The organism is Cellulomonas chitinilytica (genome assembly GCF_016862675.1).
Taxonomy (GTDB): domain Bacteria; phylum Actinomycetota; class Actinomycetes; order Actinomycetales; family Cellulomonadaceae; genus Cellulomonas; species Cellulomonas chitinilytica.
The window spans coordinates 111,763-125,767 of the sequence record NZ_BONK01000017.1 but is presented as its reverse complement, the minus strand read 5'-3'; the positions used below and the strand labels follow the sequence as shown (position 1 = coordinate 125,767).

Below are 14,005 nucleotides of genomic sequence, written 5' to 3'. Positions count from 1 at the left end.
GGGGGCGGCCCGGGTGAGCGCGGGTGGGGGCGGCGCCGCGCGGCGCCGGGCGGGGCTGGGGCTGGCGCGGGCGGGGCGGTGTGGGGCTCAGACCTTGGCGCGGACCCGGCGGGGCAGCGGGGGGGCCGAGGCCTCGAGGAGCTGGGTCGCGGTGAGCTCGTCGACGACGAGGTCCGTGACGACCCCGGCACGCAGCGCGGCGAGCAGCGGCGCCACCTTGTTGTCCCCCGCGACGACGCACACCCGTCGGGGCACGTGCTGCAGCTCGTCGGGCGTGGGCCCGGTCGCACGTTCGTTCAGGTGGACGTCCTGCCAGGACCCGTCGGCCCGGAGGAACACCGTGCAGACGTCGCCGACCACGCCCTCGTCGTGCAGCAGCCGCACGTCGTCCTCGTCGAGGTAGCCGGCCGAGTAGACGTGCGACGGCACGGCACCGGCCACGGCACCGACGGAGAACACGGCGATGTCGGCGCGCCGCTGCATGTCGAGCACCCGCTTGACGGACCGCTCCCGCCACATGGCGGCCTTGGTGTCGGGGTAGTCGAAGAAGGCCGGGACCGAGAAGTGGTGCACGGCCGCGCCGAACGCGGTGCCGAACGACGAGATGAGGTCGCTCGCGTACTCGATGCCGCTGGTGCGCATGTTCGCGGCGCCGTTGAGCTGCACGACGGCCGATCCGCGGGTCGGCTTGGGGGCCAGGTAGCGGGACACGGCCGCGAGGGTGGTCCCCCAGGCCACGCCCATGACCATGTCGGAGTCGAACCACGACGACAGCAGCCGGGCCGCGGTCATCGACACCTGGTCGAGCCGTTCGATGTGCGACGCGGAGTCCGGGACGGGCACCACGTAGGTGTCGATGCCGAACGTCGCGGCGACCGACCGGCCGAGCCCGGGTGCACGCGTGCTCGCCGGGCGCAGCGTGATCTCGACGAGCCCCGCCTGCCTGGCGCGCTTGATGAGCCGGGACACGGTAGACCTGGACGTGCCCAGGTGCCGGGCGATGACCTCCATCTTGAGGTCCTGCAGGTAGTACATCGACGCCGCCCTGAGAACGTCCTGCTCACGTTCCACGTACATGCGGCCCACCCCCCGGTGCCGGCGGCCGGTGCACGTTCGTGCAGCCCGGTTGCGCGTTTGTTCGCCTCATGATGACCATAGCGAGCACGTGTGGAAGACAGCGACACGTAGCGGACGAATCACCCGGGGGACTGCACATGCGCACAGCACCGTTGACGGCACAGGGACGACAGGACGCGCTCGACGCGCTGCGGAGCAGCGCCGACCGCGGCAGCGAGCTCGACGTGCTCGTCGTCGGTGGTGGCGTCACGGGGGCGGGCATCGCGCTCGACGCCGTCAGCCGCGGGCTGTCGACGGCGGTCGTCGAGGCGCAGGACTGGGCGAGCGGCACGTCGTCGCGGTCCAGCAAGCTCGTGCACGGCGGCCTGCGGTACCTGCAGATGCTCGACTTCCACCTCGTCCGCGAGGCGCTCACCGAGCGGGACCTGCTCATCAACCGGCTCGCGCCGCACCTCGTCAAGCCGGTCTCGTTCCTGTACCCGCTCGAGAACCGCGTCTGGGAGCGGGCCTACGTCGGCGCGGGCGTCGCGCTGTACGACACCCTCGCCAGCGTGACCGGCTCCAAGCGGGCGCTGCCGATCCACCGGCACCTCACCCGCAAGGGCATGGAGCGCCTGTTCCCGGACCTGCGCCACGACGCGGCGATCGGGGCGGTCCGCTACTGGGACGCAAGCGTCGACGACGCCCGGCTCGTCGAGACCCTCATCCGCACCGCCGTCTCCTACGGCGCGCACGCCGCGACCCGCACGCAGGTGGTGGGGCTCCAGACGACGACGGGCGGCGCGGTCACCGGCGCCGAGCTCGTCGACCTGGAGACGGGCGACCGCCTCGACGTGCGCGCCCGGCACGTCATCAACGCGACCGGCGTGTGGACGGAGAAGACCGAGTCGCTCGCCGGGTCCGACGGCGGCCTGCGCGTGCTCGCCAGCAAGGGGATCCACATCGTCGTCCCGCGCGAGCGCATCGCCGGCGACACGGGTCTGATCCTGCAGACCGAGAAGTCGGTCCTGTTCATCATCCCGTGGTCCCGGTACTGGGTGATCGGCACGACCGACACCCCGTGGACCCAGGAGCTCGTGCACCCCGTCGCGACGAGCGCGGACATCGACTACGTCATCGAGCACGCCAACACGGTGCTGTCCCGGCCGATCACCCGCGAGGACATCATCGGCACGTGGGCCGGCCTGCGGCCGCTGCTGCAGCCGCACGTCAAGGAGGGCACGTCGTCGGCGAAGGTGTCCCGTGAGCACACCGTCGCCGCTCCCGCCCCCGGGCTCACCGTCATCGCCGGCGGCAAGCTCACCACCTACCGGGTGATGGCGAAGGACGCCGTGGACTTCGCGATCGGGTCGCGGGCGACGAGCCTGCCGTCCATCACCCACGACCTCCCGCTCGTCGGCGCCGAAGGGCTCCAGGTGTTCCAGCGGCAGGCCCGCGCGATCGGTGCCCGGTACGGCTGGGACCGGCCCCGGATGGACCACCTGCTGCACCGGTACGGGTCGCTGCTCGGCGAGATCATCGACCTCGTCGACGCCACCCCGTCGCTCGCCGAGCCGCTCAAGGCCGCCCCCGCGTACATCGGCGCCGAGATCGTCTACGCCGCCAGCCACGAGGGCGCGCTGCACCTCGACGACGTGCTGATGCACCGCACGCGGCTCAACTACGAGCAGGCCGACAAGGGCGTCGGGGCGCTCGACGAGATCGCCGACCTCGTCGGGCCCGTGCTCGGCTGGGACGAGCGCACCCGCAGCCGCGAGATCGAGGCGTACACCGCACGCGCGGAGGCCGAGGAGGACGCCGCGCTCCAGCCCGACGACGCCGCCGCCGAGCGGGTCCGGCTGCGCGCCCTCGACCTCGCACCCCTGCAGCCTCTCGGAGAGACCGTCGGTGCCGGCACGAAGCCCGGCTCCCCGGCGGGCCGCGGCTCGTCGGGACCCGCCGGCACCTGAGCGCACCGGGACCACCCAGACCCCCCGCGCCCCGTCGCGGGGCGCACGTGACAACGACGTCAACAGAAGGGGTAGCTCGTGGACACGATCCTGTCCCACGCGTTCGTCTCCGAGATCCTCGGCACCGGGATGCTGGTCCTCCTGGGTACCGGTGTCGTGGCGAACGTGATCCTGCCGGTCAACAAGGGCTTCAACGGCGGCTGGCTCCTCATCAACTTCGGATGGGGCCTCGCCGTCTTCGCCGGCGTCTACACCGCGTTCAAGTCGGGGGCGCACCTCAACCCGGCGGTCACCCTCGGCCTGCTCGCCGCCGACGCACCGTTCGCGACCCTCACCGGCCCGGGAGGCGCCGTCGAGGCGACGATCGAACCGACGGTCAGCAACGCGCTCTGGTACATCCTCGCGGAGTTCATCGGGGCCTTCATCGGCGCCGTCCTGTGCTTCCTGGCGTACAAGAAGCACTTCGACGAGGACGCCGACCCGGGCGTCAAGCTCGCCGTGTTCTCCACCGGCCCCGCCATCCGCTCCTACACGTGGAACCTCATCACCGAGATCATCGGCACCTTCGTCCTCGTGTTCGTCGTCATCGCGTTCGGCAAGACCCCGTCGGGCCTCGGCCCGCTCGCCGTCGCGCTCCTCGTGGTCGGCATCGGCGCCAGCCTCGGTGGCCCGACCGGCTACGCCATCAACCCCGCTCGTGACCTCGGCCCACGCATCGCGCACTTCGTGCTGCCGATCCGCGGCAAGGGCTCGAGCGACTGGTCGTACTCCTGGGTCCCGGTCCTCGGCCCGGTCATCGGCGGCGTGCTCGCCGGCCTGGCCGGCGCCGCGTACACGTGACCGGAGCGCCGCCCTCGTACCAGGTCTGACCCGAAGACCCCCGGAAGGAATGGGACCGCACCATGCCCGACACCAAGTACGTCCTCGCCATCGACCAGGGGACGACCAGCTCCCGCGCGATCGTCTTCGACCACGGCGGACAGATCGTGGCCACCGGCCAGAAGGAGCACGAGCAGATCTTCCCCAGGGCCGGGTGGGTCGAGCACGACCCGGAGGAGATCTGGACGAACGTGCGCGAGGTCGTCGGCCTCGCGCTGACCCGGGCCAACCTCACGCACCGGGACATCGCGGCCGTCGGCATCACGAACCAGCGTGAGACGGCCGTCGTGTGGGACCGCACCACCGGCAAGCCCGTCTACAACGCGATCGTCTGGCAGGACACCCGCACCGCCAAGATCGCCGAGGAGCTCGGGGCGCTCGGCGGCGGGGCCGAACGGTACAAGGACCGGGTGGGCCTCCCGCTCGCGACGTACTTCTCCGGCCCCAAGGTCAAGTGGATCCTCGACAACGTCGACGGTGCCCGCGCGAAGGCCGAGAGCGGCGACCTCGCGTTCGGCAACACCGACGCGTGGGTGCTGTGGAACATGACCGGCGGCGTGGACGGCGGCGTGCACGTCACCGACGTCACCAACGCGTCCCGCACGATGCTCATGAACCTCGACACCCTGTCGTGGAACGAGGAGATCGCCGGCGACATGGGCATCCCCGTGTCGATGCTCCCGGAGATCCGCTCGTCGTCCGAGGTGTACGGCTCCGGCCGTGAGGGCGGGCTGCTGCCGGGCGTGCCCATCTCGGGCATCCTCGGCGACCAGCAGGCCGCGACGTTCGGGCAGGCGTGCTTCGAGGTCGGCCACGCGAAGAACACGTACGGCACGGGCAACTTCATGCTGCTCAACACCGGCACGTCACCGATCCCGTCGAAGAACGGGCTGCTCACCACGCTCTGCTACAAGATCGGCGACGCCCCCGCCGTCTACGCGCTCGAAGGGTCCATCGCGGTCACCGGCTCGCTGGTGCAGTGGCTGCGCGACAACCTCGGGATCATCAGCTCCGCCCCCGAGATCGAGGAGCTCGCCAAGACCGTCGAGGACAACGGCGGCGCGTACTTCGTGCCCGCGTTCTCGGGCCTGTTCGCGCCGTACTGGCGGTCCGACGCACGCGGTGCGCTCGTCGGGCTCACCCGGTACGTCAACAAGGGCCACATCGCACGGGCCGCCCTGGAGGCCACCGCCTTCCAGACCCGCGAGGTGCTCGACGCCATGAACGCCGACTCCGGGGTGGACCTCACGGAGCTCAAGGTCGACGGCGGAATGGTCCAGGACGAGACGCTCATGCAGTTCCAGGCCGACATCCTCGGCGTCCCCGTGATCCGCCCGAAGGTCGCCGAGACGACCGCCCTCGGCGCGGCGTACGCCGCGGGCATCGCCGTCGGGTACTGGTCCGGCGAGCAGGACGTCATCGACAACTGGGCCGAGGACAAGCGGTGGTCGCCGGCCCTGGAGAGCGGCGAACGGGACCGGCAGTACCGCCTCTGGAAGAAGGCCGTCACGAAGACCTTCGACTGGGTGGACGACGACGTGAGCTAGGGGCCGCTCACGACGAGGGCCGGAGCGCGCGTCGAGGGGACGCTGCGCACCGGCGCACGACGAGGGCCGGGTGCTGGGCACGTGCACCCGGCCTTCGCCGTGCTCGGGACCTGACCTGCCCGGACGCCACGGTCCACGAGGGCCGGAAACTCGACATCGTTCTCTGTCACAAGCCCCGACACATTCGTCACGAACGTTCGTACAGTGGTCGTCACCACGGACTTCACCCTCGACATCCCCAGGGCTGGGAGGACCCCGGTCCCCGACTCGAAGGAGAGTGCGATGCGTCGTCGGGTCATGCTCGCGCTGGCTACGGTCGCGGCCGTCCTGGCCTCCCTGTTCGTCGCGGCGCCCGCGTCCGCGCACGGGTACGTCTCCGCCCCGCCCAGTCGCCAGGCGCTCTGCGCGAGCGGTGTGGTCGCCGGGTGCGGCGACATCGTCTACGAGCCCCAGAGCGTCGAAGGACCGAAGGGGCTCACCAGCTGCAGCGGCGGCAACGCCCGGTTCGCGGTCCTCGACGACGAGAGCAAGGGCTGGCCGGCCACGTCCGTCGGCACGTCGGTGACCTTCAACTGGGTGTTCACCGCCCGGCACGCGACCGCGAGCTTCGAGTACTGGATCGGCAGCACCCGCGTCGCGTCGTTCGACGGCGGGGGCAAGCAGCCCGGGCAGACGGTGACGCACACCGTGGACCTCAGCCGGTTCCCGGGGCGGCAGAAGGTTCTCGCGGTCTGGAACATCTCCGACACGGTCAACGCGTTCTACTCGTGCATCGACCTCCAGGTCGGCGGCGGGTCGACCCCGACCCCCACCCCCACGGCGACGGCGACGCCGACGCCGACACCCACCGTCAGTCCGACGCCGACCACGCCCGGGGACACGACCTGGGCCGCGAACGTGGCGTACGCGGTCGGCAGCACCGTGACGTACGGCGGCGTCACGTACCGCTGCCGCCAGGCGCATACGTCGCTGCCCGGGTGGGAACCGCCCTACGTGCCCGCCCTGTGGGCCCGGCTCTGAGGCGGGCGGGCCCGGCACGCGCAGCCACCCGCCGGGCGCGCCCGGTCGCCGTGCTGGTCGTCGTGCTCGCCGTCGCGCTCGCCGGCGGCGCACTCGTGGCGTCGGCGGTCGGGTGGCCCGCCCCGCCCGCCGACGGCCTGCGACCGGCGGACGTCGCCTTCGTCGACGCCCTCGTGCCGGAGCACGAGCAGACCAGGTCCTCGCTCGCCTCGGTCGCGGGAAGGGTCACCGACCCGGAGCTCGCCGTGCTCGTCGCGGCGATCGGCGCGACCCAGGCCGACGAACTCACGACCCTCCGCGCGTGGCGGGGCACCGCCGCGGTCACCGGGGTCGAGGCAGACGACGCACCCGCGCACGGCCACACCGCCACCACGGCCGAGCCGACGGACGGGCTCGACGCACCGCCCGGCGCGGACCTCGACACGGCCGTCGCCCTGCTCCTGGTCGCGCAGCAGCAGACGGCAGGTGAGCTCGCCCGGACCCGGCTGGAGGAGGGCGGTGACGACGAGGTCGGGGCATTCGCGCAGCGCGTCGCCGACTCCCGGACGGCGCAGGTCGCGCAGCTGCTGCGCCTGCTCGAACGGCTCGACGCCCGGGCACCCTGAGCCTCGGCCGCGTGGCGGACCACCCGCGTTCGCCTCGCCGGGCCACGCCGGCGGGATGGTCGTCGAGCCGAAGCCGCCGTTGCTGGAGCTCGTGCTTCCGCGCGACGTCTGGGCGCTGCCTCCGGCCGATCCCGCACCTGAGCCGGAGCTGAGGTCGGGGCCCGCTCAGGGGAGCCGGACGTGGACGAGATCCTCCAGCCCGCCGAAGTCCGCCAGGTGGAGCGTGAGGAGCCCGGCACCGTTGGCGTGAGCGGTCGCAGCGACGAGCAGGTCCATCTGGCGTGCGCGGGGCTGCCTGCCTGCCGCGACGACGGCAGCGGCGAGAGCTCCGTAGCTCGCGGCGACGTTCGCGTCCACCGGGAGCGCGCGGAACCGTCGTTCGACCGCTGCCAGGCGACGCAGACGCACCGCGCGCGCCCCGTCATCCGGTGCGACCAGCACACCGAGGTGCAGCTCGGCGCAGGCCACCGTGGCTCACCCGGTACTCCCAGAGCTGGAATCGCCGATCGGGATATGCGGCGCTCATCAGAAGGGGCTCCCCACCTGCGTTCCACCCTTGCTCGACGAGAGAACCACAGGGCCACCAGGCCGCGGAGCCGGTTCGTGAGACCGGTGTGTGAATTCCGGACCCGTGCCATGCTCGGCGGCATGGCCTGGTGGATCTGTCGCACGTGCGCCGTGGAGAACGCCGGACGGCCCGAGGTGTGCCCGATCTGCGCCGACGAGCGGCAGTGGGTGCCCGCGGACGGCACGCGCTGGACGACGCTCCACGAGCTGCAGGCCGAGGGGCACGGGGTCGAGGTCGTCGAGCTGGAGCCGGACCTGTTCGGGCTCACGGCGAGCCCGGGCGTCGGCATCGCGCAGCAGACCAAGCTGCTCCGCACACCCGACGGGGTGCTGCTGTGGGACCCGATCGGCTACCTCGACGACATCGCCGTCGAGGCGGTCCGCGAGATCGGGGACGTCGTCGCGGTCGTCGCGAGCCACCCGCACATGTACGGCGTCCAGGTCGAGTGGAGCCGCGCGCTCGGCGGCGTCCCCGTGCTGGTCGCCGAGGCGGACGCCCGCTGGGTGCAACGGCCGGACCCGGTGGTCGAGACGTGGACCGGTGAGCGGGAGGTGCTGCCGGGCGTCGTCCTGTCGCAGCCGGGCGGCCACTTCCCGGGCAGCGCGGTCGTCCACTGGGCCGCCGGTGCGGACGGCCGGGGTGTGCTGCTCGCGGGCGACACGATCATGGCGAACCCGGACCGGACGTCGGTGAGCTTCATGCGCAGCTACCCGAACCGGCTCCCGCTGTCCGGTGCGGTCGCCCTGCGGCTCGCCGAGGACGTGTCGCGCAGGCCGTTCGACCGGCTCTACAACAACTTCGACGGCGTCGTCCCGGTCGATGCGCTCGGCGTCGTGCAGCGGTCCGCCGAGCGGCACGCGGCGTGGGTCCGCGGCGACTTCGACGACCTCACGTGAGCGGCGGCACGGCCGGCCCGACGACGGGACGGCACGGCAGCCGGTGGGCGGCGTCCTGGCGTCCGTCGGTGCTCTCCCGACGTGCGGCCTGGCTGGTCGCGGCGGGAGTGGTCGTCGCCGGGGCGATGCTCGTCGTCGTGCGGTACGCCACCGGTGCGGGGCTGGCCGAGTCGGCGCGGTCGGGGACGTTCCTCGTCCTCACCGTCGGGTCGGGCCTGACCGTCAACCAGCTCGCGACCCGTCGCCGCCGCCGTCGCGCCGAGGAGGTCGAGCGACGCTCTGCGGCCGCGCGACGCTCCGCCGCGGAGCGCGCGTCGTGGGCCCGCGAGGACGTCACCCGGCTGCCGTGAGCGGCGGTCCGGGCGCCGTCAGGCCGTGGGCGTGGGCTCGACCTCGAGCGCCAGCTCGTGCTCGTGCGGGTGGCGGCGCTCGAGGGCCGCGCCCTCCACGTCGACGTCCGGCAGGACCTTGTCGAGCCACCGCGGCAGCCACCAGGCCTTGTCCCCGACGAGGTGCATGAGCGCCGGGATGAGGACCATGCGGACCACGAACGCGTCGACGAGCACGCCGAACGCGAGCGCGAACCCGATGGGCCGGATCATCGCCGCGTGCGAGAACACGAACCCGCCGAACACCGAGATCATGATGATCGCGGCGGCGGTGACGACCGGCCGCCCGGCCCGCAGGCCCTGGACGACGGCGATCCGGGCGGGTGCGCCGTGCGCGTACGCCTCGCGCATGCCGGACCCGAGGAACAGCTGGTAGTCCATCGCGAGGCCGAACAGGATGCCGACCAGGATCGTCGGCAGGAAGTTCAGCACCGGGCCGGGGGTCTCGACGCCGAAGACGCCCGAGAGCCAGCCCCACTGGTAGATCGCGACGACCCCGCCGAGCGCGGCGAAGAACGACAGGATGAACCCGAGCGTCGCCACGACCGGCACGAAGATGGACCGGAACACGAGCACCAGGATGATCAGGGACAGCCCGACGACGACGGCCAGGTAGGTCGGCAGCGCGTCGGCGAGCGTGGCGGAGACGTCGATGTTGCCGCTGGCCTGGCCGGCCACGCCGATCGTCACGCCGTCGTCGAGCGTGAGGTCGCGCAGCGTGGTGACCAGGTCCTCGGTGGACTCGCTCGTCGGGCCTTCGGCCGGGATGACCTGGAACGCGATGGTCGTGCCGTCCTGCGACGTGCCGATGGGGGCGACGGCGACCACGTCGTCCTGCTCGAAGATCTGCTTCGCGATGGCGGCCTGCGTGGCCGTCTCCTCGCCCTCGGCAGGGGCCTTCGGCAGGTCGGCGACGACGAGCAGCGTGCCGTTCTGCCCCTCCCCGAACCGCTCCGCGATGGTCGTGTACGCGTGGTACTGGGTCGACTCGTGCGGCTCGGTGGCGCCGTCGGGCAGGCCGAGGCGCAGCTCCAGGGCGGGCAGCGCGACGACGACGAGCACGCCGATGCACCCGAGCGCGCGCAGGACGGCACCGGGCGTCGACATGGGGCGCAGCGGCTTGGCGGGGGCCGCCGCCGGCACGGCACCGTCGTCGCCGGTGCTCGTCGCCAGGGCGGCCCGCTCGCGGCGGTTCAGCACGCGCATCCCGATCAGGGACAGCAGCGCCGGGGTCATCGTCACCGCGATGAGCACGGCGACGAGCACGCAGAACGCCCCGACGCTGCCCATCAGGCCGAGGAACGGGATGCCGGTGATGTTGAGCGCGACGAGCGCGATGAGCACCGTGGCGCCCGCGAACACGACGGCGTTGCCGGAGGTGCCGTTCGCGAGCCCGATGGACTCGTGCACGTCGTAGCCCTGCTTCAGCTGACGTCGGTGCCGGTTGATGATGAACAGCGAGTAGTCGATGCCGACGGCCAGGCCGAGCATGAGGCCGAGCATCGGCGTGACGGACACCATCTCGATGACGCCCGACAGCGACATCGCACCGAGCGCACCGATGCCCACGCCGATCAGCGCGGTGAGGATCGGCAGCCCGGCGGCGACGAACGTGCCGAGCATGACGACGAGCACGACGCCGGCGACGACGACGCCGAGGACCTCGCCGACGCCGAGCAGCTCGGGCACGCCGCCCGCGATCTCGGTGGAGAAGTCGACGTCGACGCCGTCGATCGGCTCGGCGGTGAAGGCGGCCATGAGGTCGTCCTTCGTCTCCTGCGAGAGGTCCATCTGCGCGACCGTGAACGTCACCGGTGCGACGGCGGCGTTGTCGTCCGCGGAGACCAGACGGATGTCGGAGGCCATGTCGAGCAGGGCGGCACCGGCCTCGAGCTGCGGCTCCTTCGCCTCGAGCTCGGCCGTGCCGGCGTCGATCGTGGCCTGCTGCGCCTCGACGGCGGCACGCTGCGCGTCGAGCTGGGCCTGCTGGGCGTCGATCGCGGCCTGCTGCGCGTCGAGCTGCGGACCGGCCTGCGCCGCGGCCCCGGCCGCCTCGGCCTGGGCGCGTGCGGCGTCGAGCTGGTCCTGACCGGCGTCGAGCTGCGCCTGGCCGGCGTCGAGCTGCGCCTTGCCCGCGTCGAGCTGGGCCTGGCCGTCCTCGAGCTGCGTGCGGGCCTGCTCGACCTGCGCCTGGCCGTCCTCGACCTGCTGGCGCTGGGCGTCGAGCTGCGTCTGCGTGGCGAACGGGTCGACGACCTGCTCGACGCCCTCGACGTCGGACGCGGCGGCCACCTGCGCGGAGATCGCGGCCTGCTGCTGCACGGTGAACGCGGAGCCGTCCTGCGTGGAGAAGACGATGGTGCCGCTCCCGCCGGCCGCCTCGGGCAGCTCGGACGCGAGCTTCTCGGTGACCTCGGCCGTCGGGGTGTCCGGGATCGAGAAGCTGCTGGCGAGGGTGCCGCCGGCGACGGCGAACGCGACGCCGACGGCCACGAGCACGGCGAACCACGCGGCGACGACGGCGCGGGCGTGGCGGGCGGCGGTGCGGCCCAGGCGGTACAGGAGCTCAGCCATGGTGGTCTTCCGGGTCGGGGTGGGCGCGGGGATGGACGCGACCGCTTGGTCGACGGATGCAGGTTATACGACAACTGTCGGACAGTTCCCGTGCCATCATGAGCCGGTGCCCCAGGACGACGACGCCCGACTCGACCCCCGGGTCCAGCGCACGCGCACGCTCCTGCAGGACGCGCTGCTGGCCCTCGCCCGCGAGCGCACCCTCGACGAGATCGCCGTCGCGGACGTCGCCGACCGCGCGACCGTGAACCGCAGCACCTTCTACCAGCACTATCCCGACACCGACACGCTGCTCGCGGACGCGCTCGACACCCGCGCGGCCGCCGCCGGAGCCGACCTGTCCAGCATCCACCCGGGACTCGGTGCGGCGCCCCCCGACGTGCTCGTCCGCTACGCGGAGCACCTCGCCGAGCACGCCGACCTCTACCGCCGCGCCTTCGGCGAGCACGGTTCACCCGTCGCCGTCACCCGGCTGCGCCGCCGCGTCGACCAGCTGTCGCTCGAGGGCCTCCGTCTGCACGGCACACCGGGAGCGCTCGCGGACCTCCCCCCGGAGGTGGCCGCCGCCGCGTTCGGCGGGGCCGTCATCGGGGTGCTCGTCGCCTGGCTCGAGCAGGAGCCGCTCGCCCCGGCGCACGACGCGGCGACGTGGGCGTGGGCCGCCGTCCGCGGCTGGCCCGCGGCCGACCCGGTCTGAGCCCGGGGCCCGCGGCGCCCGTCAGGAGAACCAGGCGCCGCCGTTGACGTCGAGCACCGTGCCGGTGACGAACGCGGCCCCGTCGGAGACCAGGTAGAGCACGGCGCTCGCGACGTCGTCCGGGACACCCGCACGGTTGAGCGACGACGCCGCGACGGCGCCCCGCTGCGCGGGCTCCGGGGTGTGCTGCGTGTGGAACGGGGTGCCGGTGACGAACCCGGGCGCGACCGCGTTGACGGTGATCCGCCGCGGGCCCAGCTCGCGGGCCAGGGCCCGGGTGAACCCCTCGATGCCGGCCTTCGCCGTGGTGTACGCGACCATCCCCGTGCCGCCGCCGCTGCGGGCCGCCTGCGCACCGACCGTCACGATGCGGCCGCCGTCGGGCATCACCGACAGGGCCGCACGGCTCGCGTAGAACGCCGACGACAGGTTGAGGTCGAGGACGTGGTGCCAGTGCGCGTCGTCCAGGGACGCCAGCGTGCGCCGCTCGACGATGCCGCCGACGTTGTTGACCAGCACGTCGATCCCGCCGCCCAGCGCCGCCGCGGCGTCAGTCACCGCCTTGTCGACGTCCCAGCTGCGCCGCGCGTCGAGCTGGAACGCCGTCGCGCCTCGACCGGCTTCCTCGATCTCCGCCAGGACGCCCGCCGGCTCGTGCGCGAGGTACGTGATGGCGACGTCCGCCCCGGCCCGCGCCAGGGCGACAGCGACGGCACGCCCGATGCCCGAGGCGCCACCCGTGACGAGCGCGCGGCGGCCCTTGAGGTCCTCGTCCACGTCCACCTTCCCTCGCACGATCCGGGCTGGGACCGTTCCCGCACCGTGAGGCGGACCGTACTGGACAGGAACGTTTGCCCTCAACACCCGCTTCGTCCCGTTCGTCCGAACGGCCGTCGGCGGCGTCCGTCGGGGTGACCGTCCTTTCGGCGGGCGCCGGTAGCCTCCACCCTCATGCGCCTCGCCACCTGGAACATCAACTCGATCCGTGCCCGCACCGACCGGGCCGTCGCCTTCCTCGAGCGGACCGGGGTCGACGTGCTCGCGCTGCAGGAGACCAAGTGCAAGGACGACCAGTTCCCCCGCGAGGCGTTCGAGGCGCTCGGGTACGAGGTCGTGACGAGCGGGTTCAGCCAGTGGAACGGCGTCGCGATCCTGTCCCGGGTCGGCATCGAGGACGTCGAGGTGGGCTTCCCCGGCATGCCGACGTGGGGCGACCCCGCCGCGGCGGAGGCCCGGGCGATCGGTGCGACGTGCGGCGGCGTGCGGCTGTGGTCCCTGTACGTGCCGAACGGGCGGGAGATCGACGACCCGCACTACGCCTACAAGCTCGACTGGCTCGCCCGCCTGCGCGACGCCGCCCACGGCTGGCTCGCCGCCGACCCGCAGGCCCAGGTCGCGCTCGTCGGGGACTGGAACATCGCACCGCTGGACACCGACGTGTGGGACATCGGGTTCTTCGCCGGCCGCACCCACGTGACGCCCGCCGAGCGGGAGGCCTTCGCCGCCCTCGGTGAAGCCGGGTACACGGAGGTCTCGCGCGTCCACCAGCCGGCCGAGCACACCTACACGTACTGGGACTACCAGCAGCTGCGCTTCCCGCGGAACGAAGGCATGCGGATCGACCTCACCTACGCGTCGCCCGCCCTGGCCGCGCGGGTCACCGGCGTGACGATCGAGCGGAACGAGCGCAAGGGCAAGGCCCCGTCCGACCACGTGCCCGTGGTGCTCGAGATCGCCGACCCCGCGTGACGGCACGGCCGGGTGATCTGACGGACGCGACCGGCTCGACGTCCGGGCCGTCCGC

General features: G+C 72.8%; 13 protein-coding genes. 9 read left to right on the top strand and 4 right to left on the bottom strand.

Annotated features, from left to right (window positions below; all coding sequences use genetic code 11):
* Positions 1-87 precede the first annotated feature (87 nt).
* Complete coding sequence (locus tag Cch01nite_RS20240; protein WP_203758305.1) at positions 88-1,077, bottom strand: sugar-binding transcriptional regulator; 990 nt, start codon at positions 1,075-1,077, stop codon at positions 88-90.
* A 137-nt stretch (positions 1,078-1,214) separates the two neighbouring features.
* Here Cch01nite_RS20240 and Cch01nite_RS20235 point away from each other — a divergent pair, with 137 nt between their 5' ends.
* The 5 genes from Cch01nite_RS20235 to Cch01nite_RS20215 all read left to right on the top strand — a co-directional run bounded on the left by Cch01nite_RS20235 (position 1,215) and on the right by Cch01nite_RS20215 (position 7,077).
* Positions 1,215-3,026 (top strand): glycerol-3-phosphate dehydrogenase/oxidase, encoded by a 1,812-nt coding sequence (locus Cch01nite_RS20235; protein ID WP_203758304.1) that lies wholly within the window; start codon positions 1,215-1,217, stop codon positions 3,024-3,026.
* A gap of 129 nt (positions 3,027-3,155) precedes the next feature.
* Positions 3,156-3,866 carry an MIP/aquaporin family protein gene (locus tag Cch01nite_RS20230; RefSeq protein ID WP_239071141.1) on the top strand — a complete coding sequence of 237 codons (711 nt, stop codon included), beginning with the start codon at positions 3,156-3,158 and terminating at the stop codon, positions 3,864-3,866.
* 62 nt (positions 3,867-3,928) lie between these two features.
* Positions 3,929-5,452, top strand: a complete 1,524-nt coding sequence (gene glpK, locus Cch01nite_RS20225; RefSeq protein ID WP_203758303.1) for a glycerol kinase GlpK — start codon at positions 3,929-3,931, stop codon at positions 5,450-5,452.
* Between the two features lie 282 nt (positions 5,453-5,734).
* Positions 5,735-6,472: a lytic polysaccharide monooxygenase gene (locus Cch01nite_RS20220; protein ID WP_203758302.1), complete on the top strand. Its 738-nt coding sequence runs from the start codon at positions 5,735-5,737 to the stop codon at positions 6,470-6,472.
* A gap of 50 nt (positions 6,473-6,522) precedes the next feature.
* Positions 6,523-7,077, top strand: coding sequence for a DUF305 domain-containing protein (locus Cch01nite_RS20215; RefSeq protein ID WP_203758301.1), 555 nt, complete (start codon positions 6,523-6,525; stop codon positions 7,075-7,077).
* 165 nt (positions 7,078-7,242) lie between these two features.
* Here the strand turns inward: Cch01nite_RS20215 and Cch01nite_RS20210 are convergent, their stop codons facing one another.
* A complete protein-coding gene (locus Cch01nite_RS20210) occupies positions 7,243-7,545 on the bottom strand; it encodes a PIN domain-containing protein (RefSeq protein WP_203758300.1) in 303 nt (100 codons plus the stop codon).
* 180 nt (positions 7,546-7,725) lie between these two features.
* Here Cch01nite_RS20210 and Cch01nite_RS20205 point away from each other — a divergent pair, with 180 nt between their 5' ends.
* A complete protein-coding gene (locus tag Cch01nite_RS20205; protein WP_203758299.1) occupies positions 7,726-8,541 on the top strand; it encodes an MBL fold metallo-hydrolase in 816 nt (271 codons plus the stop codon).
* Positions 8,538-8,891, top strand: a complete 354-nt coding sequence (locus Cch01nite_RS20200) for a hypothetical protein (protein WP_203758298.1) — start codon at positions 8,538-8,540, stop codon at positions 8,889-8,891. Before Cch01nite_RS20205 ends, Cch01nite_RS20200 begins: the two co-directional genes overlap by 4 nt.
* Positions 8,892-8,909: 18 nt before the next feature.
* Here Cch01nite_RS20200 and Cch01nite_RS20195 read toward each other — a convergent pair whose 3' ends face one another.
* Complete coding sequence (locus Cch01nite_RS20195; RefSeq protein ID WP_203758297.1) at positions 8,910-11,504, bottom strand: MMPL family transporter; 2,595 nt, start codon at positions 11,502-11,504, stop codon at positions 8,910-8,912.
* Positions 11,505-11,610: 106 nt separating this feature from the next.
* Between Cch01nite_RS20195 and Cch01nite_RS20190 the strand changes: the two genes are divergently transcribed.
* Positions 11,611-12,201 carry a TetR/AcrR family transcriptional regulator gene (locus Cch01nite_RS20190; protein WP_203758296.1) on the top strand — a complete coding sequence of 197 codons (591 nt, stop codon included), beginning with the start codon at positions 11,611-11,613 and terminating at the stop codon, positions 12,199-12,201.
* A 21-nt stretch (positions 12,202-12,222) separates the two neighbouring features.
* Here Cch01nite_RS20190 and Cch01nite_RS20185 read toward each other — a convergent pair whose 3' ends face one another.
* Positions 12,223-12,978 (bottom strand): SDR family NAD(P)-dependent oxidoreductase, encoded by a 756-nt coding sequence (locus Cch01nite_RS20185; RefSeq protein WP_203758295.1) that lies wholly within the window; start codon positions 12,976-12,978, stop codon positions 12,223-12,225.
* Between the two features lie 174 nt (positions 12,979-13,152).
* Between Cch01nite_RS20185 and Cch01nite_RS20180 the strand changes: the two genes are divergently transcribed.
* On the top strand, positions 13,153-13,950 hold the full coding sequence (locus Cch01nite_RS20180) for an exodeoxyribonuclease III (protein WP_203758294.1): 798 nt from the start codon (positions 13,153-13,155) through the stop codon (positions 13,948-13,950).
* Positions 13,951-14,005 lie beyond the last annotated feature (55 nt).